The 24,509-nt window shown below is 37.8% G+C and carries 27 protein-coding genes; 10 read left to right on the top strand and 17 right to left on the bottom strand.

Going from position 1 to position 24,509, the window contains the following annotated elements:
• The first annotated feature begins 154 nt into the window (after positions 1-154).
• From I6J02_RS18040 to I6J02_RS18030, 3 genes are all read left to right on the top strand, one after another.
• On the top strand, positions 155-508 hold the full coding sequence (locus I6J02_RS18040) for a DUF6660 family protein (protein WP_201679206.1): 354 nt from the start codon (positions 155-157) through the stop codon (positions 506-508).
• A 104-nt stretch (positions 509-612) separates the two neighbouring features.
• On the top strand, positions 613-4,950 hold the full coding sequence (locus I6J02_RS18035; RefSeq protein ID WP_201679205.1) for a CusA/CzcA family heavy metal efflux RND transporter: 4,338 nt from the start codon (positions 613-615) through the stop codon (positions 4,948-4,950).
• 2 nt (positions 4,951-4,952) lie between these two features.
• Positions 4,953-6,200, top strand: coding sequence for an efflux RND transporter periplasmic adaptor subunit (locus tag I6J02_RS18030; RefSeq protein WP_201679204.1), 1,248 nt, complete (start codon positions 4,953-4,955; stop codon positions 6,198-6,200).
• Positions 6,201-6,359: 159 nt separating this feature from the next.
• On the opposite strand, the gene nfi is transcribed toward I6J02_RS18030, so the two are convergent.
• The 8 genes from nfi to I6J02_RS17990 all read right to left on the bottom strand — a co-directional run bounded on the left by nfi (position 6,360) and on the right by I6J02_RS17990 (position 11,893).
• Entirely contained in the window at positions 6,360-7,067 is a 708-nt protein-coding gene (nfi, locus tag I6J02_RS18025) for a deoxyribonuclease V (RefSeq protein WP_201679203.1), read from the bottom strand.
• Positions 7,067-8,272, bottom strand: coding sequence for a DUF763 domain-containing protein (locus I6J02_RS18020; protein ID WP_201679202.1), 1,206 nt, complete (start codon positions 8,270-8,272; stop codon positions 7,067-7,069). Before I6J02_RS18020 ends, nfi begins: the two co-directional genes overlap by 1 nt.
• Before the next feature lie 90 nt (positions 8,273-8,362).
• On the bottom strand, positions 8,363-8,950 hold the full coding sequence (locus I6J02_RS18015) for a hypothetical protein (RefSeq protein WP_201679201.1): 588 nt from the start codon (positions 8,948-8,950) through the stop codon (positions 8,363-8,365).
• A gap of 116 nt (positions 8,951-9,066) precedes the next feature.
• The gene (locus I6J02_RS18010; protein ID WP_201679200.1) at positions 9,067-9,792 is read right to left on the bottom strand and encodes an SDR family oxidoreductase; all 726 of its coding nucleotides are present in this window, start codon (positions 9,790-9,792) and stop codon (positions 9,067-9,069) included.
• Positions 9,793-9,835: 43 nt separating this feature from the next.
• Positions 9,836-10,507 (bottom strand): YiiX family permuted papain-like enzyme, encoded by a 672-nt coding sequence (locus I6J02_RS18005; protein ID WP_201679199.1) that lies wholly within the window; start codon positions 10,505-10,507, stop codon positions 9,836-9,838.
• A 12-nt stretch (positions 10,508-10,519) separates the two neighbouring features.
• Positions 10,520-10,873 carry a bleomycin resistance protein gene (locus I6J02_RS18000; RefSeq protein WP_201679198.1) on the bottom strand — a complete coding sequence of 118 codons (354 nt, stop codon included), beginning with the start codon at positions 10,871-10,873 and terminating at the stop codon, positions 10,520-10,522.
• Between the two features lie 15 nt (positions 10,874-10,888).
• Positions 10,889-11,416: a hypothetical protein gene (locus tag I6J02_RS17995; protein ID WP_201679197.1), complete on the bottom strand. Its 528-nt coding sequence runs from the start codon at positions 11,414-11,416 to the stop codon at positions 10,889-10,891.
• 18 nt (positions 11,417-11,434) lie between these two features.
• Positions 11,435-11,893 (bottom strand): DUF695 domain-containing protein, encoded by a 459-nt coding sequence (locus tag I6J02_RS17990; protein WP_201679196.1) that lies wholly within the window; start codon positions 11,891-11,893, stop codon positions 11,435-11,437.
• Between the two features lie 80 nt (positions 11,894-11,973).
• Between I6J02_RS17990 and I6J02_RS17985 the strand changes: the two genes are divergently transcribed.
• The gene (locus tag I6J02_RS17985; RefSeq protein ID WP_201679195.1) at positions 11,974-12,507 is read left to right on the top strand and encodes a GNAT family N-acetyltransferase; all 534 of its coding nucleotides are present in this window, start codon (positions 11,974-11,976) and stop codon (positions 12,505-12,507) included.
• Positions 12,508-12,544: 37 nt separating this feature from the next.
• Here I6J02_RS17985 and I6J02_RS17980 read toward each other — a convergent pair whose 3' ends face one another.
• Positions 12,545-13,933, bottom strand: coding sequence for an MFS transporter (locus tag I6J02_RS17980; RefSeq protein WP_201679194.1), 1,389 nt, complete (start codon positions 13,931-13,933; stop codon positions 12,545-12,547).
• Between the two features lie 144 nt (positions 13,934-14,077).
• On the opposite strand from I6J02_RS17980, the gene I6J02_RS17975 reads away from it, so the two are divergent.
• From I6J02_RS17975 to I6J02_RS21850, 3 genes are read left to right on the top strand one after another with little or no spacing between them, the layout of a single operon-like run.
• The gene (locus tag I6J02_RS17975; protein ID WP_201679193.1) at positions 14,078-14,548 is read left to right on the top strand and encodes an Lrp/AsnC family transcriptional regulator; all 471 of its coding nucleotides are present in this window, start codon (positions 14,078-14,080) and stop codon (positions 14,546-14,548) included.
• A 26-nt stretch (positions 14,549-14,574) separates the two neighbouring features.
• Positions 14,575-15,561, top strand: coding sequence for a threonine aldolase family protein (locus I6J02_RS17970; protein WP_236582155.1), 987 nt, complete (start codon positions 14,575-14,577; stop codon positions 15,559-15,561).
• A 15-nt stretch (positions 15,562-15,576) separates the two neighbouring features.
• Positions 15,577-15,771 carry a hypothetical protein gene (locus I6J02_RS21850; protein ID WP_236582154.1) on the top strand — a complete coding sequence of 65 codons (195 nt, stop codon included), beginning with the start codon at positions 15,577-15,579 and terminating at the stop codon, positions 15,769-15,771.
• A gap of 128 nt (positions 15,772-15,899) precedes the next feature.
• Here the strand turns inward: I6J02_RS21850 and I6J02_RS17965 are convergent, their stop codons facing one another.
• Positions 15,900-16,091, bottom strand: coding sequence for a hypothetical protein (locus I6J02_RS17965; protein WP_201679192.1), 192 nt, complete (start codon positions 16,089-16,091; stop codon positions 15,900-15,902).
• A gap of 148 nt (positions 16,092-16,239) precedes the next feature.
• Here I6J02_RS17965 and I6J02_RS17960 point away from each other — a divergent pair, with 148 nt between their 5' ends.
• Together I6J02_RS17960 and I6J02_RS17955 are read left to right on the top strand one after the other, a co-directional pair.
• Positions 16,240-16,662, top strand: a complete 423-nt coding sequence (locus tag I6J02_RS17960) for a hypothetical protein (protein WP_201679191.1) — start codon at positions 16,240-16,242, stop codon at positions 16,660-16,662.
• 283 nt (positions 16,663-16,945) lie between these two features.
• Entirely contained in the window at positions 16,946-17,902 is a 957-nt protein-coding gene (locus I6J02_RS17955; protein ID WP_201679190.1) for a Fic family protein, read from the top strand.
• Between the two features lie 244 nt (positions 17,903-18,146).
• Here I6J02_RS17955 and I6J02_RS17950 read toward each other — a convergent pair whose 3' ends face one another.
• From I6J02_RS17950 to I6J02_RS17925, 6 genes are all read right to left on the bottom strand, one after another.
• Positions 18,147-18,560: a hypothetical protein gene (locus I6J02_RS17950; RefSeq protein WP_236582153.1), complete on the bottom strand. Its 414-nt coding sequence runs from the start codon at positions 18,558-18,560 to the stop codon at positions 18,147-18,149.
• Positions 18,530-19,129 carry a hypothetical protein gene (locus tag I6J02_RS17945; RefSeq protein WP_201679188.1) on the bottom strand — a complete coding sequence of 200 codons (600 nt, stop codon included), beginning with the start codon at positions 19,127-19,129 and terminating at the stop codon, positions 18,530-18,532. Before I6J02_RS17945 ends, I6J02_RS17950 begins: the two co-directional genes overlap by 31 nt.
• A 19-nt stretch (positions 19,130-19,148) precedes the next feature.
• Positions 19,149-19,952, bottom strand: a complete 804-nt coding sequence (locus I6J02_RS17940; protein WP_201679187.1) for a TIGR02391 family protein — start codon at positions 19,950-19,952, stop codon at positions 19,149-19,151.
• A gap of 2 nt (positions 19,953-19,954) precedes the next feature.
• Entirely contained in the window at positions 19,955-20,440 is a 486-nt protein-coding gene (locus I6J02_RS17935; protein ID WP_201679186.1) for a DUF4365 domain-containing protein, read from the bottom strand.
• Positions 20,441-20,520: 80 nt separating this feature from the next.
• Complete coding sequence (locus tag I6J02_RS17930) at positions 20,521-22,188, bottom strand: ATP-dependent nuclease (RefSeq protein ID WP_236582152.1); 1,668 nt, start codon at positions 22,186-22,188, stop codon at positions 20,521-20,523.
• 37 nt (positions 22,189-22,225) lie between these two features.
• The gene (locus I6J02_RS17925) at positions 22,226-22,855 is read right to left on the bottom strand and encodes a hypothetical protein (RefSeq protein WP_201679184.1); all 630 of its coding nucleotides are present in this window, start codon (positions 22,853-22,855) and stop codon (positions 22,226-22,228) included.
• 563 nt (positions 22,856-23,418) lie between these two features.
• Here I6J02_RS17925 and I6J02_RS17920 point away from each other — a divergent pair.
• A complete protein-coding gene (locus I6J02_RS17920) occupies positions 23,419-23,850 on the top strand; it encodes a hypothetical protein (RefSeq protein ID WP_201679183.1) in 432 nt (143 codons plus the stop codon).
• A 92-nt stretch (positions 23,851-23,942) separates the two neighbouring features.
• Here I6J02_RS17920 and I6J02_RS17915 read toward each other — a convergent pair whose 3' ends face one another.
• Positions 23,943-24,194 carry a hypothetical protein gene (locus I6J02_RS17915; protein WP_201679182.1) on the bottom strand — a complete coding sequence of 84 codons (252 nt, stop codon included), beginning with the start codon at positions 24,192-24,194 and terminating at the stop codon, positions 23,943-23,945.
• Positions 24,195-24,509: the final 315 nt, after the last annotated feature.

Here is a 24,509-nt window from a genome sequence, read left to right as displayed (position 1 = left end):
AATTCGGATAAATGACCTTATGATCACTTTTACAAATGTAAGTTTTATTTCAACTTCGTGTGATCCAAAAACCGGGTATAAAATAGTATCTGAAAATAATTATAATGGAATATTTACGTAAATCCCATCCGATCGTTTTAATAAATTTATATATTTGCAAATAAAAATCAAGAGATTGCGCATTCTTGCCTACATATTGAGCCTGTATTTTATTCTTCTGACACTTATACCGTGTCAGGATAATCATTCTGTTTTGCCCAATATAGAACAGATCGCAACCGAAATTTCCACACATCGCCATATTGATCAAAACGGTAAACATGCTCATAAAGACAGCTGTTCACCACTGTGTGTATGCGGATGTTGTTCTATAGCAGTCCACCTGCCGGAACATATTGATTTTACATTTGAACTTCTTCCTGTACATCAGGACAAATCCTTTGCTTATCATTTATCGTTCTACGCGAACGAATATAGTAGTATCTGGCAGCCGCCCAAACTTTCATAATTAATGTCGCACCGTATCTCATAGTTTCGTCTATGTAGATATATTTTATTTATTCGTACTTATTTTAAGTAAATAAGTAGTCGTTAATTAATTATGTTATTACTATGTTGAACGCAATTATCCGATTCAGTATCCGGAATAAAATTGTAATCGGATTATTTACTCTGATACTTATAGTCTGGGGTGTATGGAGTGCCACACACATCCCCATTGATGCTAATCCCGATATTACAAACAATCAGGTACAGATTATTACCAGATCACCTTCCCTTGCCACGCAAGAGGTAGAGCAGTTTGTATCCTATCCTATTGAGCAACAGCTCATGAATATTCCTGATCTTATTGAATTGAGATCTATTTCCCGTTTTGGCCTGTCGGTCGTGACGGCGGTATTTGACGATGACGTCAATATCTATTTTGCAAGACAGCTGATTAATGAAAAATTAAATGAAGCTGTACAAAACATTCCTGAAGGTATGGGTACGCCGGAACTGGCACCTATCAGTACCGGACTGGGAGAAATATATCAATATGTATTGCATCCGGTCAAAGGAGCAGAAGATAAATATTCTGAGGCCGATCTGCGTACATTACAGGACTGGGTCATCGCCAGACAGCTTTACGGCACACCCGGTGTAGCCGAAGTCAATAGTTTTGGCGGTAAACTAAAGCAATATGAAGTTTCCATTGATCCTTATCGCCTGCGTGCGATGAATCTGGGTATCAATGACGTTTTTGATGCACTGGAAGCTAACAATCAGAATACCGGTGGAGCCTATATCGATAAAAAACCCAATGCTTATTTTATACGTGGTGTAGGTTTACTTTCAGATATGGAAGATATCCGGAATATCGTAATCCGGAAGCGAAACGGTGTGCCTGTATATGTCCGGGATGTGGCTCAGGTAAAGGAAGGTTCTGCAGTGCGCTACGGAGCATTGACTTATAATGGTGAAAAAGAAGCTGTCGGGGGTATGGTCATGATGCTGAAAGGATCAAACAGTGCGCAGGTAGTCGGGGCTGTAAAAGAGAGGCTGAAAGTAATTGAGAAGTCACTTCCCAAAGACGTCGTGATTGAAGCATTTTCAGATCGTACAGAGCTGGTAAACCGTGCTATCAATACCGTACAGACAAATTTGATTGAAGGAGCCCTTATTGTCATTTTTGTGCTTATCATATTCCTGGGAAATCTGAGGGCAGGTCTGATTGTCGCATCTGCTATTCCTATTTCTATGCTTTTTGCATTGGGAATGATGCGTATGTTTGGTGTAAGTGCCAATCTGATGAGTCTTGGAGCTATTGATTTTGGACTTATTATAGATGGTTCACTGATTATAGTCGAGGCTACGATGCACCATCTGGGGCTTCGGAAATCGAATCAGCCACTGACACAGGCTGAAATGGATGAAGAAGTGTATCAATCCTCCTCTAAGATTCGTAACAGTGCTGCATTCGGTGAAATAATCATTTTGATTGTGTATATCCCTATTCTCACACTCGTCGGTATAGAAGGAAAGATGTTCAAGCCTATGGCGCAGACAGTGAGTTTTGCCATTATTGGCGCATTGATTCTTTCACTGACCTATATACCGATGATGAGTGCCCTGTTTCTGTCTAAAAAACCTCATACGAAAGTTACTTTTGCAGACCGGTTAATGAATACATTGCAACGTTGGTATCAGCCGCTTATCAAAAAAGCTGTACATATCAGAAAGACATTAGTTGCTGCTGCTGTGGCTGTATTTGCGTTTTCTATCTTTCTGTTTTCAAAGATGGGCAGCGAATTTATTCCTCAGCTTCAGGAAGGTGATTATGCCTTTCACTGTATTCTGCCTCAGGGTGCTTCTCTGGCACAGAGTATAGAAACATCTATGGAAGCTGCCCGGATATTGAAAAAATTTCCGGAAGTAAAAACAGTAGTCGGCAAGACAGGAAGTGCAGAGATCCCCACTGACCCTATGCCTCCGGAAGCAACCGATCTTATTGTGACTCTGAAACCTATTAAGGAATGGACAGGAGGAGATACCTATACGGGATTGGCTGATCGTATGATGGATTCATTATCCGTTATTCCGGGAACATTCTTTGAAGCATCACAACCTATACAGATGCGATTTAATGAGTTGATGACCGGTGTAAGACAGGATGTTGCGATCAAGATATTCGGAGAAAATATTGACACATTAGCTGCCCTGGCAAATAAAGTAGGACAAGTGGTGCAAACGGTAGACGGAGCTTCTGAACCACAGGTAGAACGTACAACCGGACTGCCGCAGATCTCCATTGAATATAACCGCGCACAACTTGGCTTGCACGGACTTAATGTCAACGAGGTCAATAAAATGATCTCTATGGCCTTTGCAGGCAGCAGCGCAGGGTCTATTTACGAAAATGAACGCCGTTTTGATCTGGTTGTCCGCCTGGACAGCAACTACAAAACTTCTATCGAGGATGTCCGTAATCTACCTGTAGTGACAGGTGAAGGTGAACAGGTTCCGTTAAGTCAACTGGCGAATATTTCGATGAAAGACGGACCTGCACAGATTAGTCGTGAAGATGGAAAACGGCGGGTAGTTATCGGATTCAACATTAAAGGTAAGGATGTAACATCTGTAGTAAATAATATTCAGTTAAAATTAAATGAACTGAATATACTGCCTACCGGTTATTACTATACTTTCGGCGGCACCTTTGAAAATCTGAAAGAAGCTTCTAACCGATTGATGATAGCTGTTCCGGTAGCGCTATTGCTTATCTTTATGTTATTATATTTCACCTTCCGTTCCATTAAAGAATCTATACTTATCTACACTGCCATTCCTATGAGTGCGATCGGTGGTATTTTCGCACTTTTACTACGGGATATGCCATTCAGTATATCCGCAGGAGTTGGATTTATAGCATTATTCGGAGTTGCCGTACTTAATGGAATTGTCTTGATATCTACTTTTAATCAACTGGAGAAAGATGGAATTCATGATGTATTTGAGCGGGTGTGGAAAGGTACTACAATACGACTGAGACCTGTATTGATGACCGCTACTGTTGCTTCATTAGGTTTCTTACCTATGGCACTTAGTACAGGAGCAGGAGCAGAGGTACAGAAGCCGTTGGCTACAGTGGTAATAGGCGGGTTGATTTCAGCTACGCTGCTGACACTTTTTGTGTTGCCAAGTCTCTATGTATTATTTTTTAATAAAGGCAACAAAATGAACGGAATTGTAAGTAAGACACTTCCTTTAGTAATAGCTGTTCTGTTGTTTATTCCGGCTCAGCAATCTTTTGCACAGCAAGGAGCAAAGCGTATTACTTTAGATAGCGCTATACAACAGGCCATGACGGCCAATCTGGATATTAAAAGAACAAGCCTCCAGACGGATAAATTTAAAGTGGAAAGTGCCAAAACATTTGATGGAAAGACAGGAGTATTTGTCGAAAATGAAGACATGGCGCCACTTGATCCGGGAGGTATATGGAAAGTCGGGCTTTCTCAGGATTTCAGCTGGCCTGGATTTTATAAAGCACGTAAAGCTTATTTGAGTAAAAATGTTGAAGTATCCGCCATGCAGCTTGAAGAGATCAGGGCTCGTATCACCCGTGATGTATCTACAAATTACTATGAGCTCAGCTATCTGGAAGCAAGACAGCGATTATTTCAACAACTGGACAGTATCTATGAAGAACTGTTCAGGGCGGCAGATCTGCGTGTAAAAACCGGAGAAGCAGCCGGGTTGGAACGTATAGCAGCAGAAACGAAATGGCAGGAAAACAAAGCACTTCTGATACAGAATCACCAGGATTTGCTGATATCCGCTCAGAATCTGAGTGTAATCTTAAATCAGAATATGTTTATGTTGCCAAATGAGAAAGAGCTTGTGAAAATCTCTTTCAATAAGCGTGACATTATAGCTTCTTCCCATCCGTTGGTTCGTATTCAGGAAAAAAATGTCGAACTGGCTGATGCAGGAATATTGGTTGAAAAGAAAGGTAAAATGCCTGATTTTTCAGGAAGAGTATTTTCCCAAAGACTTTGGGGACAGAAGAATCCGTTTACAGGATTTTCGGTGACAGCCACTCTTCCAATATTCTCTTCAGGATATTACAATAATAAAATAAAGGCGGCACAACTGGAATCTGACATTCAACAGCAGGGGCTTCTGCAGGTACAACAAGTTCTGTCTGCTGATATTCAGAATGCAGAAAACGAACGCATCAAGAATGAAGGTCAGCTCCAGTTTTATGAAACCTCAGGATTAAAGCAGGCGGAAGCTATTATCAAAGCTGCAAACCTGGGATATCAGAGCGGAGAGATCAGCTACGCTGAGTTAAGTCAGTTTCTTACGCAGTCTATTGACATCAAGATCAACTATCTGAATGCACTCAATGCATACAATAAGAGTGTCGTTAATTATCAATATTTCCAAACATCAATCAATAAATAGACATGAAGATCAACATAATTTATCCAACCTTATTATGTGCAATAGCCCTCTCATTATCCGGGTGTGGCGGAAGTCCGGCGCCTTCAAAAGAAGCTGGTGAGCATGCAGAAGGTGAATCCGAACATGAAAATGAATCCACAACTTCACTTACAGAAGCTCAGTTCAAACAAATTGGACTGACCTATACCACTATAACGCAGCAGGTATTAAGTGACGGACTCGTTCTAAACGGCCAACTTACTGTTCCTAATGACAAGAAAGCCTTTGTAACGTCTGTTTTTGGAGGAGTACTACAACAGTTGTTTGTACAGCAAGGGGATATCGTCAGTAAAGGGCAGCGCATTGGAGTAATCAATAATCCTGATCTGATCAAGACACAGGAACAACTGCAACTGACAAATAATCAGATCAAATTAGCGGAAGTAGAGCTTTTACGTCAAAAAGAACTTGTAGAAGGGAACGCTGCTCCGTTAAAGCGCCTGCAGCAAGTAGAAATGGAACTGGCTAATTTAAGAGCACAACGGAACAGTCTGTACAAACAGCTGACTGCCGGGGGCGGATCTACTCAGATGTCTTCTCAGGTATCCATTATTGCACCGATGTCAGGTACCATATCGACAATAGCAGCACAGATTGGTTCAAATATCAATGCATCCAGTCCCATTCTGGAAATTGTCAATAATGAATCGTTACACGTGGATGTATATGTATATGAAAAAGATCTTCCGAAAGTCAGAAAGGGACAACTAATCCGATTTTCTGCAGTTAATAATCCGGAAGTATCTTATGAAGCACGCATTGATCAGATAGGGCAGGCTTTTGAGGCACAGACGAATGCAGTTGCTGTGCATGCTCAGGTACTAGGGGATAAAACAGGGCTGATCAATGGTATGCAGGTTCAGGCAAATCTGATTGTATCGGATAATAAAGTGAATGCTGTCCCTAATGAGGCTATTGTATCCTCTCAGGGACAGGATTATATATTCATTCTGACAGATGCACACCGCGAGGAAGAGCATCACGAAAGTGGTCATGAAGGAGAAGAGCACGCACATTCTCATGATGAAAAATCAGGTTCTGAGAAAGCAGCATTAGTATATGAAAGGATACCTGTTATAAAAGGTGTCTCGGCACACGGATATACCGCTATTACTCCTACAAAAGAGATCGGCAGTAATGATAAAGTGGTTCACAAAGGGGCATTTTTCTTATTGGCCAAAATGACAAATTCAGGTGAGCATTCACACTAACTATATTTTTTTCTAATGCAGGGTGGAGTTATCCCTTTTCCATTGATTTGGGAGAGGGATTCTCTTTTTACAGCTCTTCACAAAAAGTCGGAATATTACACTATCTAATGAAAGCAGTATTCAAAAGTGGAATATGAGGAACCTCCAATATCTCATTCTCTAAAACAAACTCAAAGGCTGCTGTACCTTATGATATCCCGGTTTTAGCTTCCCTGTGCGAAAATCGTTAACTATATTATGGGCCAACCGGGTGGGCTCAGGAATACGATATCGCCCCGTACACTGCTGTATTACTTCCAGACTTTTGTTCACAGACAGCCCGTATCCCGGAGAGATAAAAACAGGTTTTACCGCTTCTTTTGTCCGCAATAAATGACCGATATGCGTTGCTCCATCTACTATTGGTGTAGATGCCCCTTTGAAACGCGCCAGATCAGCATGGGCCCCATACAAAGAGTTTTTGGCGCATCCAATGGTTGCCTGTCCGGTAAGTACTCCAAAGTGAGAAGCAATTCCCATTTGTCTGGGATGCAGAATACCTTGCCCATCCAGCACCAGCACATCTGGTCTGGAAGGAAGTAAAGACCAGGCATTCAATAAGGCAGGTACTTCACGAAAAGCCAGATAACCGGGAATATAGGGAAACGAAGAGTGGCCAGTAGCTAATGCATATGAGTGCAAAGTCATATCCGGATAATTCAGAATCACTATAGCGGCATACAAAATTTCGCTGTTCTTGTTAAAAGAAATATCAGCTCCGCCTATGGTATATATAGCCTGAGTATCCGGACGGTCAAAGCGAAGCTTCTGACGTAAATCCTCCTGTATTTCTGTGGCTTCCTGTATTGTAAGTTTATTATAGTCCATTAATCAAAAAGATTAAGTTGAGCTGGAAGGGGAGGTTTTGCTTTTCCAAATACAGTCCGGCCTCCGTATTTCCAGGATTCGGCACGTTCTTTTTCTATTACTTTATCAAAGTTGTCATTCGGTGTAAATCCCTCTTCCATGCGGCTAGCAATTTGAGAAAGCGATTTAATAGCCTGCGATTTGTCTGAATTTCCTAATCTGGAACGTTGTATAGCATTTTGCAAGGTTTGTATGGTATCATCATACACCGTGAGTGGGACAGGGAAGGGGTGACCGTCTTTACCACCGTGAGCAAATGAAAATCTCGCCGGATCGCGGAATCGGGACGGACTGCCATGTATGACTTCGCTGACCAGGGCAAGCGACTGCAAGGTACGCGGCCCCATTCCTTTCAACAATAATAATTCTTCAAAATGCTGAATGTTATTATCCTGTGCTAACCACAATACAGACCCCAGTCTTTTCAGATCTACATTTTCCGCACGTACATCATGATGATCAGGCATAACCAGATGAGTAGCCTCCTTTAGTATGTGTTCGGGATTTTCAGCTAGCACACTTAACATCGCTTCTTTGATCGGACGTGCAGCTTTATCTGTCAGATTGAGGATCTCCCCACAGTTTTGTCCATAAATAAAGGTATGTGGCTCTTCTGTAAAAGACTGTATAGCTGCTGAATGCCAATGATAACGCCTCGCAGTACTGCTTGCATCACTCATGCCTTGCTGAATTACAGTCCATTGTCCCTCATTACTGACTACAAAATTATGCTGATAAAGCTGAAAACCATCCTGGATAGCTGTATTATCTACTTTTGCGGCCAGTTTACTGCACCGCACCATATCTGCAGCATCTAATCCGTTGAATTCTGCAAAACGTGCAAGCTCCAGCGGAGTCTGTCTGGATAATTTACCTTTTCCACCACAGACATAAATACCAAATTCTTTAGCATGCGGATTAATACTTCGCTTGAGCGCACCCATCACCGAAGTAGTAATACCTGAAGAATGCCAGTCCATTCCCATTACAGCACCCAGACTCTGAAACCAGAAAGGATTGCTCAATCTGCTCAAAAATTCATGCTTACCTTTATGACTGATGATCTCCTCAACAATAGCTAAACCTAATTTACCCATGCGCTCTGCAAGCCACAATGGAACATGACCGTAGTGTAATGGTAAATCAGCTGTGCCGGATCGCTTCATATTACTAACAAATTTAGTAAAATAATTTGTAATATGAAAGCAACCCTTTTATCCAGACTCCATAGAGGTGTTAATCCTTAAATCTGAACTTTACTTTACCTCTTTAAACTTTCCGTTTTCTTGTAAGATGTATTTTTTTGTTTCTTTGGTAGGTTCTTCCTGCATATAATTCCAGTCATCCACAGTGATTTTATCTTTTTCAATCACACTGATTTTACGAAAAGCAGATTCAGCTACTTCATCATATGCTACAGGCAGGATATCGATGATTTTAGTATTCTTATCCACTGTCAGCATACTGGTACATAACTCCATTTCTCCCTTATGATACGTAATCACAACAGTTTGAAAATTATTGGAAAGTGGGAGGCTATAATTTATATTAAAATCCGTGGCATCTGCTATAGCTTTTTCAAGATTAAGCTTCTTAAGAAGTTCCGGATTTTGTTTAGTTACGGGTTTATAATTATCAAAATTAGTGGAATCTGTAAATGGGAGCTGTTTTACCGGTATCCCGGTCCAGATCAAATCTTTAGTATCTGAAACCGGTTTGCTTATCGTATCTGCAGATACTACAGAAGTCGTCGTATCACCGGAAGACAGTTCTTTTTTATTTTCAGTTCCCGTATTACAGGAATATAATAGAACAAAAGGAATAGCAAATAGTATAGTTTTCATTAAAATTATGTATTATTTTTAAATAATGTAAAATAAGATTACAGGAAATCAGTAGAGTCAATAATTATTCCAATATCGTTGTTACAAGTGATATTAAGATGGTTGAAGCCCAAAAATCACACATTCATATCTTTCATGGCGGGCATGGTAATCTCTTTGACACAGGTGGCCTTTGAGGTTGATAGAATAAATCGCACAGCCGCTATTACGTCCTGTAAAGGAATCAGTTCAGCATCAGTTTGCTCTATAATCGTATCCAGGTCATCTTCATAGTCAAATTCAGTAGCCAGATAGCCCAGATTCAGAACGGACACGCCAATGCTGTATTCACGAAGATTTTCTCTTAATGCATGTATAATTCCCCGCAAGGCAAATTTAGTAGCCGAGAAAGTTACTTCTTTTCCATTATGATTCTCTAATCCCCAGGTAGAGCCAATCAATATAATCTTTGCGTTTTCAGATTTCTTTAAGTTCTCCGTAAAACTCCGTACCGCCAGAAGGCAGGATGAAATATTGGTATTGATCATCGTCAGAATCTCTTCCTCCCTGTTATCCTTAAAATCATAGCCGTCTGAAAAAGCATTATGTTCCCATATACCCACGTTATAAATCAGATAATCAATCCGGCTGTCGCCTATGGCATTGCGGATACTCGCTGCTGACTCTGCAGGTTTTGCCAAATCAGCACTGATCCATTCCATCTTATGATTCGCATCATGCAGATAATCGGGCTGACTTCTTGAGACCCCATACACCTGATCATCAGGATCTGGAAGATGCCGGGCTAAAGCTTTACCTAAGCCTTTACTAATGCCATAAATTAAATATGTATGTTTAGTCATTCTATTCTTTTTCCTATGTAAGTATGGTTTAAATATCCATTCCTTACTCTTGTGTAATCGTTTCGAGCAATTCACTATCGAAGACTGCAGCAGGTGAAATTACCGTTTCATTCAACGGGATATGACGCCCGTAGCGTTCCTTTAATTCAGCTCTGACAGCAGCATTCGTAAAATCAAAATCTTTCAGTTTCTGTAACTTCCCCAATTTTATTCCGGCAGCACGCTCATATATTTTATAGATCAGTTCAGAACAATAGATTTTGTCATCAGTCCATTCAAACCGGACATCATAATCTCTTCCTTCCAGCTTTTCACCTTCTTTTTTCATACGGTTCAGTACAGCTGTCGTTAATATCTGATCCGCATTTTTAAGACGCCTGATCACGTACTGATTATTTTCTCCTCTTGCGATCCACTCCAAAAGAGGTGTTTTCTGTACAGGTTGAACAGCTTCCAGTACAACATAATCTTCGCCCTCCTTAAAGATAATTCCACAATGGGAGTAAGGAGAGTTTGTAGCCAGTTGAATAGCTTTACTTTGTTCGGAAAGAGAAGACTGAAAAATCAGATCTGCTTCTCTGATATCAGTTTGAACCGTGTTCTGAACCTTATTCCGGAGTTGTGAAAGCGAATGGTTTTCACTGCTTTTACCAATACAGGACAGTAGTACAGTAAGAAGCAATAGCGTATAAAGTCCCGGTAATATTTTTTTCATGATACAGCAAAATTACACTACAGCCTGACCGAATGTGAGTAGATTATTATCCGGGTCAAGTATAGAAAATTCCTGTTGTCCCCATGGCTTGATCTCCAGCGGACCATTCGGATGTATACTTACGTTGTTGTCCAGAAGAGACTGGTAACATTCCTCTATATTGTCTGTCCGGATATAAACTTGACCATAATTTTCTAAAGGATCGAGTTCCCGAAACAGGAAGAAATGAATCTCGATGTTCTCTTTTCGGATCATTAAATAATCTCCGTAATCTCCGATTATTTCGAAAGCCAACTCTTTTGTGTAAAACGCTTGTGTGATAACCTTATCACGCATAGGCAATTTTGGATGAATAGCAGTAAGCATTATAAAATCATTTAATTAGAGTTCAAAAAGCCGCAGCAAGGCATTTCCCATATGTTGCAATTTATGGATATAATCATTTTTGCAGGCTTCATTAATTTCACCTTCCTGGTTATATATCTCATCCAACTGTCGGTTCAGATCTGCATATTGCAGCCAACAGTCAAAATCAATATGCAATTCCACAAAATTATTCAGGCTCATTTGTCCCTGATTGTGGTCATAAAAATAGAGCTTATGTTCATTGTCCAACAACCAAAGATCTCCCTGACCATTCTGTCCGAAAATCCAAAAGCGATCAATACCCTGCCGTGTGTAAGTCGCCGGCCAGTAATCCGGATCTGCAAATGTCCGGGTTTCTTTCGAGGCCTGTGCAGCATTAAAGAGTGTACATTCAGTAGAGATCTCTTTGGTTTTTATCTGCTTTACCAGATCTACATAAGATGACGCAAAAGGAAAATTAACGGACTGAGGAAATGTGCTCAGCGCTTTGCCTTCTGCAAGTATATCCTGTTTGATTTGTTCGGCTGATCGCAGTGTTAACATAGTACTGTATGGAAAACCTTATTCCACGTCGTTCAAAAGATTATCCACATTATCCCAGTTCTCATCATCGCTTATTTCACAATCGAAGTTGACCAGTCTGTTTGCGTCTGCTTCCAGTTCATTCAGCTTCCCAATTGCACTTTCCACATCATCTACATACATTTCGATTGAAATTCCATCATCTGTTGTGATACGGGCTATGATATGACATACACATACTTCCCGGAGCTGTTTGGTGAAATAATCTTCTATATCTTTATAATCCAGATCTTCATTTCGCAGATTAAACTCATCATTCAGCAGATTGACTGATATAAAGCAGTTAAACATACACTCTTGTTTATACGGATAGTCTGCATAAGCTTTATCCACCCAGCAGGTCGCCGGTTTTCCAGAGTCGGTATCCATTAAAAAGAGTGTAATACTATTTGCCGGATATATCTTTTGTGTATCCGTTTTAATTTGATTCCATTCCATATTTATAACACTAATCTATGATCAAATGTATAAATTTATCCTTAAAATTAAGCTATTATTCATTATACAATAAAATACTTATGCCAGACATTCGGACACTGGATAAAGATGAAATATTTCGTATAAAAGAGATAGATCGATCTGAAGAAATTGCAGATCTCTATATATACAGAAATGGCTCTTTGTTATTAATTCCTCACAGAGAAACTGTTAGCGGCTTTGATCCGGCAGAACTCAGCGAAATAACAGAACGTCAGCTGAAGTTGATATCTGCTGGTGGTGTAGTATATGGAGCTTTTGATCAGGAAAAACTGATAGGAGTGGCTTCTGTAGAATACAAGCCCAGAGGAGTGAAGCAAAACTACCGTAAGATGGATATTCTGTATGTAAGTCATGCTTATCAGGGAAAGGGGACAGGCAGGCAGCTTTTGAATGCCTGCAAAAAATCTGCTTCAAACTTTGGGGCAGACAAACTTTATATATCAGCTATCCCGACACGCAACACTATAGATTTTTACCTGAAAAACGGTGCCATACTGACTACTGAACTGGATAAAGAATTATTTACCGCAGAGCCTCAGGATATTCACCTGGAAATGGATCTTTCGATATAAAGAAAGCTGAGCATGTATTATATTCCTACTCAAAATCTTAGGACACAGCCAGATTGCTTTGTCTGACCTTCTGATCTGTCAAAATAAGGTATACTAACAAACCTATCGCTAGCAGTGCATAGACCACCAGAATACCTATGCTCAGGCCTCCGACCACCCATTCGGAAGGAAACAGCTGACTCAGCAATGTCATAAATGAAAGTCCGATTCCGGCTCCCAGAAAGTAGCTGGTACTTGTCAGACTGGAAGCTATACCATAGCAGGCCGGGTCTACACCACGAATGCCCAAAACGGATAAGCTGGTGAAACAGAACGTCATGCCAATCCCTGAAATACAGGCTGCACCTAGTAATACTAACCAAACAGGATGACCTGTGTAGACGGAGACAAAAAGAGAAACAGCCCCTAAAAACATACAGGACCAGCCTAGAATACCCATTCTGACCGGATTCAATAGCTTGGATATTTGTGGCAATACAAATTTGGCCACCAGTGCGGACAAGATACTGAAAGGGACCAGCATAAGACCGGCTGCCGCGGCTGTATGCCCCATGTCTTTTTGCAACATCAGGGAAATAAGAAATAAAAAGCCGATAAAAAACGCACCTAACGTAAAAAAGGCAAGATTAGAAACCACCAATGCTGTATTTCTGAATAACTGAAGATCTATCAATGGTTCGGCAACAGATCTCAAACGTATAAAAACAATGACCAGAAGTGCTACCGCAAGCAATAATGAACCTCCTAGAAGAAGCGGCTGTTGTGCAATATGCATCAGTTCATGTGTGCCATAGGTCAGGCTCAGTAATCCCAACACAAGCAAAATACCCGATACAGTATCTGTCTTTGCACGTACAGCTGGTTTCTCATCCACGGGCAGATAGAAAACTGCCAGCACCAAAGTCACTAATAGTATAGGAACATTAATCAGAAATACCCAGTGCCAGCTCAGGTAGGTACTTATAATACCTCCAATAGAAAGTCCGCTGCCGGATCCTATAGCGGCAAATGAACTAAAAACACCTAATGCACGATTGCGCTCCTGTGTTTCTCTGAACGTATTGGTCACTAACGAGAGCGCAGCAGGCATAATAAGTGCTGCACCCAGTCCCTGCAAGGCTCTGAAAACGGCCAACATTATAAAATCTGTCGATAGTCCGGCGCCTAATGAGGTCAGCATAAACAGTGCAGCTCCCCACAAAAAGATCTTTTTTCGCCCCACCTGATCCGAAAGTTTACCGCCTATAATCAGAAAACCTCCAAAAAAAAGCACATACAACGTTTGTAACCATTGTACACTGTCACTACCTATACCAAATTGCTCTTGTATTGCGGGAATAGTAAGATTGATAATCGCGATGTCCAGTGCTTCTACAAATGTACCTACGGATGCTAATATTAATATGAGATTTTTTCTCGTCTGCATGTGCTTGAAATTTCTGACAAAATTACCTTTCAAAGAACGTATGTAAAAATTATTGGCTAAATTTGGAACAAAAGTACAATAACAAGCTAAATTATTCATCAATCGTTCCGAATCAATACATTTAACACCTTTAAAACAGAACAAATGCAACAGGAAAATTATATACTGGATGAGAAAGACCTGGCTATTCTTCGATTGCTTCAAAAGGATGCCAAATTAAGTGTAAGGGATATTGCGACCCGGATCAATCTGAGTGCGACACCGACACATGAACGGATCAAACGAATGGAGAAACAGGGCGTTATACAGGAATACACGACAGTTGTAGACCGTAAAAGGGTCAACAAGGGAATGATGGTACTCTGTATGATAGCACTTAGTGCGCATAATAAGAAAGCGGCCGGAAAATTTATTGAAGAAGTGGTCAGACTTAAAGAAGTAGTCGAATTTTATAATATAAGTGGTGATTTTGACTTCATGCTTAAAATTCTGGCTCCGAATATGGATGATTTCCATGATTTTTTTGTCAATAAATTATCCGAAATAGAGGGAATCGGACAGACAAAAAGTATTTTTGTGATGAATAGTATTAAGGAAACCCATCAAATTCTTTGATAATTGCTGTTTTAACTTTTATGCCTATGTCATCTTTTAAACGTCGTGATTTCTTAAAGTTATCCGGTTTGGCGCTTCCAGCCATTGGCCAGATTATTCCTTCAACCAGTTTTGCTGATTTCGGGTCGAAGAAGAAAATCCTGAAAGATAGCGATGCTGTATATTTTATTAATGATGGTATTTTTTACAGACCTGATGATTTTATTGCACAATTGCAGGCGATACAGGCTAAAGATCCGATAGAGCGGGACAGCTATGCGACTGACGGTACTATGAAAAAGCTGCTGGATATGTGTTTGAACATTACCGGCAAGGAGGCTGCTATTTATATGCCTTCCGGAACGCTTGCTAATCAACTGGCGATATCTGTGCTGGGAAAATCTGTTACAAAAGCCTTTGTGCAGGAAAAAAGTCATGTGTACAGAGACGAAGGTGATGCTGCGCAGACGCTATTCAATAAACGTTTGATACCACTTGCAGCAGACAATCACTGGTTCGGTGTACAGGAACTGCAACAAGCTGTAGAAGATCAGGAGCAAGGGGAAGCTTTCGCTGTTCCCGGAGCTGTTGTCTCCATTGAAACACCTGTACGAAGAGCTGACAACCGGGTATTTCCACTCGAAGAAATAAGGAAAATAGCCGAATATTGCCGTACAAAAGGCTATAAAATGCACCTTGACGGTGCGAGATTACATGTGGCATCGGTATATACGGGTCATACTATAGCGGACTATGCTCAGTACTTTGATACCGTATATTTATGCCTGTATAAATACCTGGGAGCTACCGGAGGGGCTGTAGTCTGCGGAGATAAAGCTGTTATAGATCAGATGCATCATCTGGTCAAGATCCACGGAGGAGGTGTTTTTACCAATTGGCCTAATGCGGCTATGGCGCTGCATCACCTGGAGGATGTCGATCGGGTCATGAAGGAAGTAAAGGAAAAATCCCACATGCTTTTTAGTCTCTTCAATCAGATAGATGGCATTCAGGTGGAGCACCCGGAGCAGTGAAGTAATATCAGTCTCATGAAAATAGGGAAGGGGATAAACAGTGTAAAGTTGAGAGGGCATCTGCGCCATGAACATAATATTATTCTTGGTCAGCCCCGCCAGACGGATGGAATGATCGCCGTAAAGACGAATGCAACCTTATTAAGACGAGCTAATAACCAGCTTGTATCTGCTTTTGAAGACGCTATCCGAATCGCAAAGAATTCCTGATTAGCGAAAGGTCATTTATCTATAGATATTGCGTCCATATGCCGGATTTGAGCCTGACTTATTGAACATCAAAGCTGTGCTGGAATTAAGTCGGGCTGTTTATCTTAAAACTGATAAATGTTTGTTTTTTAGTTTCCGGATCTGTTTCTGAAGTTTTTTATGAGAATAAAAGCAGAAAAAGCAAAGGTGAGACCATAGATAACGGCTAATCCTTTATGTAAAACTTTAAAATTCTCAAAGTCTATCTGCTTGTAGAAGGCAGATCCGACAATGATGGCTATAATACCAAAAATAAACGATGATGCTTTGTTCTTTTCCATGAGGTTAATGCTTACTGGCGCAACGAATTTAAATATATTCAGGTATATAGACAAGTATTCTTTGTATACATGTAACCAACTTGAAAAATGATTTGTAATAACTGAATTATGTTTAATTGAATTTCAGTAGTTTTATAAAAAATATAATATGAAAAACGGGTTCCTTATTCTTGCTGTATTGATCTCCTTTGTTTTTATGGCTGAAGTACAGGCGCAGTCAAAAACTGTTTCTGTAAGCGATCTTTCAACCGCTGGAAAAGAAATGAGTAATTTTGCTGGCAAATATTCAAGTGAAGGGGAAGAAATCGGCGTGATTGCTTTTGATATGTCACAAACAGGAACAAAAGTAGAAGGTAAAGCCCGTTATCTGACTTTTGGAAAAAAAGCAAAAACGGTGACCTTATCCGTTAATGGAAACATTAAAAATGACATCGCTTATATTCAGTTTAAAGATCAGAAAGGCACTGTTATGGCCAAAGGAACACTGAGCATAGACGGAGAAGATACGCTTATTTTTAAGCAGACGACTTCATCCGGTCTTATACCCCTTGAGGCCGTCCTGCTGAGGTAGGTTTTACACAGTTAGATGTGAGTATCATGATGAGTGGAGGAGCCACAAACTGATGCCGACCCTTAAAAAGATTTTCCTTTGGGCGTACCCCTACGGGTCAGGCTATACACTACAAGTCCTCGCTCGTGCCTCGCTGTGGGCTTTTCGCTTCTATCCCTCACGCAGATTCTGCATAAAATAGAGTAGGGAATACAGCCTAATCATCGCATCATCTTTTTCTTTTACCGTGCCAAAATTACCAAATAATCCCTATCTTTGATAATATCAAATGATACTATCATCGATGAAACCACCCTATACAATTACCGACAAAATTTTAGCACTAGTAGCTTCCATTTCAGAGAAAATAGGAGAGATTAATGCTTCCCATCTTTATAAGCCGGCAACCGAACTAAGAAAGAAAAACCGAATCAAAACCATTCAATCCTCATTAGAAATCGAGGGTAATACCTTGACCGAAGAACAAATCACGGCCTTATTAGAAAACAAAAGAATCATTGCCCCGCAAAAAGATATTTTAGAAGTTCAGAATGCCATAAAAGTATACGAACAACTCAACCAATACAATCCCTATCAGCTAAAAGACCTCATAAAAGCACACTCGGTACTAATGAACGGGTTAATTGACAATCCAGGCAAACTGAGAACTACTAATGTCGGAATCGTAAAAGGCTCAAAAGTAGAACACCTTGCCCCAAGCGGAACCATGATAAACGGATTAATGAAAGACCTTTTTGATTACCTAAAAAAAGACAACGACCTAATCCTTATTAAAAGCTGTGTTTTTCATTATGAATTCGAGTTTATACATCCATTTACAGACGGAAACGGAAGAATGGGCAGACTCTGGCAAACCCTAATCCTAATGCAACAATATCCCGTTTTCGAATATCTGCCCGTTGAATCACTCATCAAGCAAAAACAAACCGAATATTATAATAAGCTTTCAGAATCCGACAAAAAAGGAAACTCAACACCCTTTGTTGAATTCATGCTCGGCGTTATTTTAGAATCATTAAACGGACTTCTGCAAACCCAATCCGTAACACTTCACACGGAAGATAGAATAAGTTTATTTAAAGACAAAATTGGCAAAAACAAATTCAGTCGAAAAGACTACATGCAAAGCTTTAAAAACATATCTGCACCAACAGCCAGCCGAGACCTAAAATGGGCTGTTGAGCAAGACCTTTTATACAAATCCGGAACATTACGATTAACCGAATATCAGTTTAAATAAGAAATAAACCTATTCCTAACCCAACCAATGCCTATCCTCAAAAGTATTTTTCTTGGGCGTGCCCCTACGGGTCGGGCTATACGCTACAAGTCCTCGCTCGTGCCTCGCTGTGGGCTTTTCACTTCTATCCCTCACGCAACTCCTGCATAAAATAGAGTAGGGAACTAAACCGAATGAGGATAAGTGAGCCTTATAAAAAATAATATAGAGTGAAATTAAGATATATGTATAATAGAAACACCGTTTATGAAAACATCCCTAGCAGGCTAATTCTATCTTCATCATTTTCAAATTCAAACATTTCACGATGATATTTTTTTCTTCCTGATTTCTTTGTATAAATATGTCTGGCCATTTCTGAAGTATCTAATTCAATTGTTAATGATCGAACATCTAAGCTATAACATTCAGTATATGATTTATGGTTTTTATCTGGAAAACTATTTTTAAATTCCGAATTATAAGGTGGTTCAAACAATTTAATTAAAGAGGCTTCTGTAAAATTTATTTTTTGTTTTTCTGAGAATTTTAGCCCCTCGTTTTTAAAGAAATCATTTATCTTTTCTTCTTCTTTATCTGACATTTCTGGATCTTTTAATAAATCCTCTCCTAAAGAAAATAGAGTGCTTACCTGTGAAAATGAGTAAGCATAACCCATATATCACTATCAGGATTATTGGTTAATGCATGAGTGTATATTTTTTGGACAGTTTCATGCGATGCAAGCCTATCTAAAGCAGTTCTTTTTCCGTTTTTCCCATATGCTTGACCAATATATAAAATTTCATAATCTAATACATCAGACTTTATATTGTCTATCTCAGGAATGTGATCAATTAATGAACTTGGACGCGCTACCAATAAAGAATCATATTTATCACCTATTGCAAAGAAATTAAAAGGATATTCTGTAAAAAGCTCAAGCTCCGATTTGGCATTATGTATTTCTGTAACAATGTTGATTGCATGCTTTTTATCAGGCTGATGAACTATTAAATCAAATCTTACCTCTTTACCCTGACTTTTAAAAGAATCGGGATCAATTGTTACCTTCGGACGTTTTAAGATAAAGTAAATATTGCAAGGTATGTCCTTACTAAACATTTCATCACTTTTTGCATAAGCCTCTAAATCTGCTCCAAGAACAAACTGATATTTGTCTAAATACATTGCAAGAAAACTTTCTATTCCTTGTTTGTATTTCTGATCTTCAAAAGGATTTTTCATATAAGGGACTTAAAATTGATTATAGATGGCTTTTTTCTAACTTTTTATGCACTAATGATATTGTTGTCATTATATCTAGGGCTTCATCTTCTGTAATATTCCAAACAACTTTAGGAGAATGGGCGGTTGTATTTCTAAACATTCCGAAAATCCCTTTGATCAAGTTTGAAAATCCTTTTTGCTCGCTTTTCTCTGTTTCAGTTTCTAGGTTATTTATTTTTAATAATGGAGCATTGACAGATAATGTCTTGTCAATTAGTTCGGAACCATCAAGAGTAAGTCTGGTTTTTTTGCGTATTTCTTCTGCTATACTTTTTACAGCTTCAAATACTGAGTGAAAATAATTTTCGGTTATAAGTTCTGAATTGCAGTATTCATATATTTTCGGATGAATATTTCTATTTTCTAATTTTGATTTAAATCTATTTACTCTTAATTCAGCTTCAGTTATGGTTGTAGATATTTCAACAGGATTAAAAACACCTTTTTCATTCAATTGTAATCCAATAAATGAAAGAGGTTTATTTAGCTCGCCTCTTATAAATTCAAATTTTTCATTTTGTCCTATAAAACGTGAGGGTTTCATAGATATATTTATAAATTTGAGAATATGATTTGACGTTTTTGTTCTATTTTGAAAATCGACGAAGCTATTGTAGAGTCTTTTCCATTTAGTAATAGCTGGGTCCGTGTCAATAAGTCCAGTTTCAGGTATAAATTTTGTCAATTCAGATCCTTTCAATCCATCTTGAGTATCAGCTAGTATTTTTGCTAATGTTTCTAGTGTTCCCCCATCTATTGGGTTAAATATTTTTTTTGCCATATTTAACGATTACGTCTAATAGCATCCAACTTTCCATTAGTTATGTCTCTTATATAATCTACGATTTCATTCCAATTGATTTTTGAAAGTATGTTTTCTCTAGGAATTCTAATTGTAAATGAATCATTTTCTTGATTAGGTTGTGGAACATCTTTCAATAAAATCCAATACGCTTCGTCTTCACTTTCAACAAATTTCACAAGTAATACTACTCTCAAATTATCCCATAAATAATTATAAGTGGATACTCTAAATGTTTGTCTTTCTTCTGCACCACTATTGTTTGGTTCATGTGAACTTTTTAATTGTACAATAAATTCTAAACCTCTTAATGATCCATTTTCAGTGATTTCTATATTTAAATCTTGTCCGTAATCCCGATCAATAGAATTTACATTCCAACTAGCAGGTAGATGTCTACGAAAAAAAATGATTGATTTTTCTTCAAGAGTGTGATTTTCGTGTCTTATTGGATATTTTTTAGCCATTTTAATTAAAGTTTTGTTGGTTTGAGTTTGGAATATTATTGTTAAGTATCTGACCAATTTTAAAATTATCTACAAGTAAATTAGGTCTGAGGAATATCATCAAATTCCAAAAATTCTCTTAAGCTAAGGGGAAAGAAGTTGTCTTCGAATTCTTCAATCTCATTTAATCGTTGCCAAATACGTAAGCTGTCTTTGTCGTCTGAATCATAGCCTAATACCGTTTCAAGTTTTGGGAAATTAAAATGTAATTGATTTGGACTTGATTTATTAATTAATTTCCAATTGGTTGTGAGAATCCCTCTTTCTGTAGGATTTCTAGGAACACCTTCTCTAAGTAGATAAATGTTACTATCTTTTAATTCTTCTTCACTTTCAATTTGAGATAAATCATTTAAATGATTTTCATTTAAATCCCAATCATTTATCATATAATAGTCTAAAGAAAAATGCTTGCAAAGTTCAGCTATAATAAATGCTGTGGCCTTGCCATGATGTACAGCTATTGAGATATTTTTAAAATTTAAATAAGCTTTAGCATATTTATCATTTCCTGATATATTCTGAACGAATTTTTCAATCGCATAATTGTAAGACAATAGATCATTTGGCCCTTCAACTAAAAGAATTTTTCGACTGAAAAGAATTTTATTAATATTAGGTTCAACAGATTTAATGAAGCTATTGAAATTCTGTATTGATATAATATTATCGGTTTCAGGATTAAAATCAGTGATTATATTATATTTATTTACAGAATATTTTTCAACCTCGTCAAACTCTAATCTAATAATACTTTTTGTATCAAATATATCTATCATTTTATCAGAATGTGTAGTATAGATTACTTGATGACCATTTTCTGCTAGTTGACAAAGTACCATTTTGTAAAAGTACTCCTGATGATTTTCGTGCAAAAAACTTTCTGGTTCTTCAAAAAGGAAAAGGCATTTATCATCTACATTACTTTCTGCAATAGCTTGAATTACAGCCATAACAAACATTGAGATATAACCATCTCCTAAATGGGAGAGAGGTAGTAGATTTTCTATATTTCCATTTAATCCAACTTTGAAAATCATTTGAAGAAATATATCATCATATTCAGGAGTTCCATATTCTATTTCACAATCATTTCTCCTTAAGTTATTTGAATAATTCTCTTTAATTTTTTCTACAAATTGGCTCAAAGCAGTATCAGCAAGTACATGTTCACGTGCCTCATTAACAGTATCTAAGTAAGTTTGTTTTCTTTCGTTAATAAGAGGATCACTGTCTACTAATTTTCTGATATGCTTAGCCAAAAATGAAGTTAGGCTTCCCCAGCTTGATTTCTTAATTGAAATTTCATCTTTGATATTATGAAAATTCAGATAGAAGATATTATAGTGCTTATTCGCTCCAAAGAAAGATTTGTTTATAGTGGATTTTATTTCATAATCAAGCAATTCTGTACTTATTGTATAATCTCCAGCAATAGTTTTTACTCCAAAAGAGTTTTCTCCATAGTTTGATGCTGTAATTCTTGTTTTGATTTCAATCTGATTATCTAAATCTAAATTGTGCAGATCTTGAATACTAAATGTTTTTTCATTTAAATATTTTTCACCAATGCCATATAAAATGGCATTCATCATTGTTGTTTTACCGGAATTATTATATCCAATAATAGAAATCGGTTTACTATAACTGATAGGCGGAAACTCAAAAGTTTGACTTGTTTTAAAAGACCTATAATTAGTGATCTTCAATTTTGATAATCGTATTTCTGACATGGAGATATAGCAATTATTTTTGGTTTGAATTCCTTGTTTCTAAAGATAATGTGATGTCATCATGAAATTCTAATTCTTTAGTAATTGGATTTATCTTTACATATATGACATAATGAGGCTTTGGCGATAAATCCTTGATTTCATATGAAAGTCTGTCATTTGGATAATTTTGATAATGTTCTAAAATAATATCGGAGAACTCATCGAGAGCATTTTCCCAATCTTGTAAATCAAGATTACTGTTAAATAACATTTTTATTCTTCTTTCAGTTTTCATTTGAAATAGAATAGACACAGCTATTGACTCATTATAATTTACTGAACGTTTTTGAAAAGATTGCTCAGGTGTGATTATTTTCACATCTGTGACTTTTCCTTTAGTCAGCATTTTTTTACAGGTATCCTTTAAAAGCTTATAATGATCTTTTCCTGCTTCTTGCAAAAATGATTCGAAATATGGCTTGAGAATATAAGTAGCAAAAAAAGTGGGAACTATCCATTCAAAACCAGCATAAATAGAATTCTCTTGTCTTGTAACATAGAGATTTAGGTCATTATCTTTTAATTGAGAAATATCTTCTTCAATAAATTCAGATGGAATTCCTTCAGGATAAGTGAATACTAAGTGTAGATTTTCTATCATATCTGGTTATTTACTATTTCCCCTCAATCAAACTCTCCAACTTCTCAATCATTTCCTTTTGCTGTTCAAGCATACGCTCATAAAGCTCAACCATTTTGTCAAGTGGATTGAATGTACAGTGGAAGTTTGCCTGTGCGCCCTCAGTAAAAGTATTTGCAATAGCACTATCATGGAAAGTTATTAGCTATGATATTATTTAGGAATTGTTTTTAATTTTGGCATATTGGTTTGGATTACTAATCTCAAATATAATATTTTTAGTTAAAATAATTAATACTTATAATGAAATAATATTTCATAGGCTTTACAACAAAGAGGCAAAAGCATCAACAAAAACAAATATAAGCCATCTAAAAGACCTAGAATTACGGAAAACCGTATAGATCAAACAGTAAACATTCATAAATCATAAATACACAAATCAAATTAAAAGAGTAGGGGACTACTATAGATTTACAGGCTCTTAAATGATATTTACATCTCAAATTTGGGACAAATTGCAAAACATTATGTTAAGTAAATAAGGGAGCATTAGATAAAAAAAGCATAAATTAGGGGATAAGATGGCAGAAGAATTCATACATACAGAGGCAAAGGTGGCTTTAATTCAAAAATTAAAACAATTTGGTTATGTACCATTGTCAGAGCAAGTTTCCAAAGATCGGATCAAATTTATAGCGCACAATGGTGATGCGTACGAAGTCATTTTATGCTTTCTCAATTTGGACAATGCCCGTAGCATTAGTATTAATCAACGTGATTATGACTATACACCACGAGTAGATTTATTGGTACTGCTTACCATATATATGCAAGATATGAATCCGGTCATGTATCTGATACCCAGCATGGTATTTACCACATCCAATACTATATTTCAAAACCACGAGCAGTCTGCCAACTTACGTCATTTTTCTACATGGCAGATCAAAGTCTTTACCAAAGCCATTGAAGAACTCAGTCATTACGCATTGGATGCAGTAAACGAACTGTAGACAGTCTGAAATCGGCCTTTGATGGATGAGCGTTAAAAAAATGGACGAAACGGAGCGTTAAAAAATATAAACTGTTTGAGCGAAGCGAGTTTTTATATTTTAGCGCAGTGCAGTTCATTTTTAGTGAAGCCATCACAGCCTTGATTTTTTGGTTCTTTTGCATCAAGGCAAAAGAACATACAATTGATGTCGTGAGTGCCAGCATAGAAAAATGCTAAAAGAAAGCCGTCAGGCACATTGGCATTTTTGTATGCCAGCGAACTCCACGAAAATAAAATTTCGTTTTCCTGAGCGTTGGCAAAAAAAATTAAATGGCGTGGACGAGCGATGGATTTGTGCAGCAAAAATTAATGTGAATTTTTCATGCGAAGCACATTCATTTTTGCTAACAATAGCGCTGGCTGAGCGGCTATTTAGCATAATGTCAAATTATAGGACGAAATCTTTTTTGCTGTAAATATCTTTACAAAGCACGCCCTGAATATTTAACATAATATCATTATAGGGCGAACCGAGCCTGCGAGGATTATTTTGTCCTATAATTTATATTATGTTAAGTAATAATTTTGACACGCTCATACCCTTGCATATTTATATCACAAAATTCAACTGCTTTTAATATTCTTAAGTTCTATAGGTGTGAATCAATTCCATATTTT

This window comes from Sphingobacterium spiritivorum, from assembly GCF_016725325.1.
In the GTDB taxonomy this organism is placed as follows: Bacteria; Bacteroidota; Bacteroidia; order Sphingobacteriales; family Sphingobacteriaceae; genus Sphingobacterium.
This window is presented reverse-complemented; position numbering and strand designations above follow the sequence as displayed.

Bases quoted from the DNA above. Each gene is read 5' to 3' on its own strand.
- I6J02_RS18035 (WP_201679205.1), top strand. From the start codon at position 613: ATGTTGAACGCAATTATCCGATTCAGTATCCGGAATAAAATTGTAATC.
- I6J02_RS18030 (WP_201679204.1), top strand. From the start codon at position 4,953: ATGAAGATCAACATAATTTATCCAACCTTATTATGTGCAATAGCCCTC.
- nfi (WP_201679203.1), bottom strand. From the start codon at position 7,067: ATGGACTATAATAAACTTACAATACAGGAAGCCACAGAAATACAGGAG.
- I6J02_RS18020 (WP_201679202.1), bottom strand. From the start codon at position 8,272: ATGAAGCGATCCGGCACAGCTGATTTACCATTACACTACGGTCATGTT.
- I6J02_RS18015 (WP_201679201.1), bottom strand. From the start codon at position 8,950: ATGAAAACTATACTATTTGCTATTCCTTTTGTTCTATTATATTCCTGT.
- I6J02_RS18010 (WP_201679200.1), bottom strand. From the start codon at position 9,792: ATGACTAAACATACATATTTAATTTATGGCATTAGTAAAGGCTTAGGT.
- I6J02_RS18005 (WP_201679199.1), bottom strand. From the start codon at position 10,507: ATGAAAAAAATATTACCGGGACTTTATACGCTATTGCTTCTTACTGTA.
- I6J02_RS18000 (WP_201679198.1), bottom strand. From the start codon at position 10,873: ATGCTTACTGCTATTCATCCAAAATTGCCTATGCGTGATAAGGTTATC.
- I6J02_RS17995 (WP_201679197.1), bottom strand. From the start codon at position 11,416: ATGTTAACACTGCGATCAGCCGAACAAATCAAACAGGATATACTTGCA.
- I6J02_RS17990 (WP_201679196.1), bottom strand. From the start codon at position 11,893: ATGGAATGGAATCAAATTAAAACGGATACACAAAAGATATATCCGGCA.
- I6J02_RS17985 (WP_201679195.1), top strand. From the start codon at position 11,974: ATGCCAGACATTCGGACACTGGATAAAGATGAAATATTTCGTATAAAA.
- I6J02_RS17980 (WP_201679194.1), bottom strand. From the start codon at position 13,933: ATGCAGACGAGAAAAAATCTCATATTAATATTAGCATCCGTAGGTACA.
- I6J02_RS17975 (WP_201679193.1), top strand. From the start codon at position 14,078: ATGCAACAGGAAAATTATATACTGGATGAGAAAGACCTGGCTATTCTT.
- I6J02_RS17970 (WP_236582155.1), top strand. From the start codon at position 14,575: ATGTCATCTTTTAAACGTCGTGATTTCTTAAAGTTATCCGGTTTGGCG.
- I6J02_RS21850 (WP_236582154.1), top strand. From the start codon at position 15,577: ATGAAAATAGGGAAGGGGATAAACAGTGTAAAGTTGAGAGGGCATCTG.
- I6J02_RS17965 (WP_201679192.1), bottom strand. From the start codon at position 16,091: ATGGAAAAGAACAAAGCATCATCGTTTATTTTTGGTATTATAGCCATC.
- I6J02_RS17960 (WP_201679191.1), top strand. From the start codon at position 16,240: ATGAAAAACGGGTTCCTTATTCTTGCTGTATTGATCTCCTTTGTTTTT.
- I6J02_RS17955 (WP_201679190.1), top strand. From the start codon at position 16,946: ATGAAACCACCCTATACAATTACCGACAAAATTTTAGCACTAGTAGCT.
- I6J02_RS17950 (WP_236582153.1), bottom strand. From the start codon at position 18,560: ATGGGTTATGCTTACTCATTTTCACAGGTAAGCACTCTATTTTCTTTA.
- I6J02_RS17945 (WP_201679188.1), bottom strand. From the start codon at position 19,129: ATGAAAAATCCTTTTGAAGATCAGAAATACAAACAAGGAATAGAAAGT.
- I6J02_RS17940 (WP_201679187.1), bottom strand. From the start codon at position 19,952: ATGGCAAAAAAAATATTTAACCCAATAGATGGGGGAACACTAGAAACA.
- I6J02_RS17935 (WP_201679186.1), bottom strand. From the start codon at position 20,440: ATGGCTAAAAAATATCCAATAAGACACGAAAATCACACTCTTGAAGAA.
- I6J02_RS17925 (WP_201679184.1), bottom strand. From the start codon at position 22,855: ATGATAGAAAATCTACACTTAGTATTCACTTATCCTGAAGGAATTCCA.
- I6J02_RS17920 (WP_201679183.1), top strand. From the start codon at position 23,419: ATGGCAGAAGAATTCATACATACAGAGGCAAAGGTGGCTTTAATTCAA.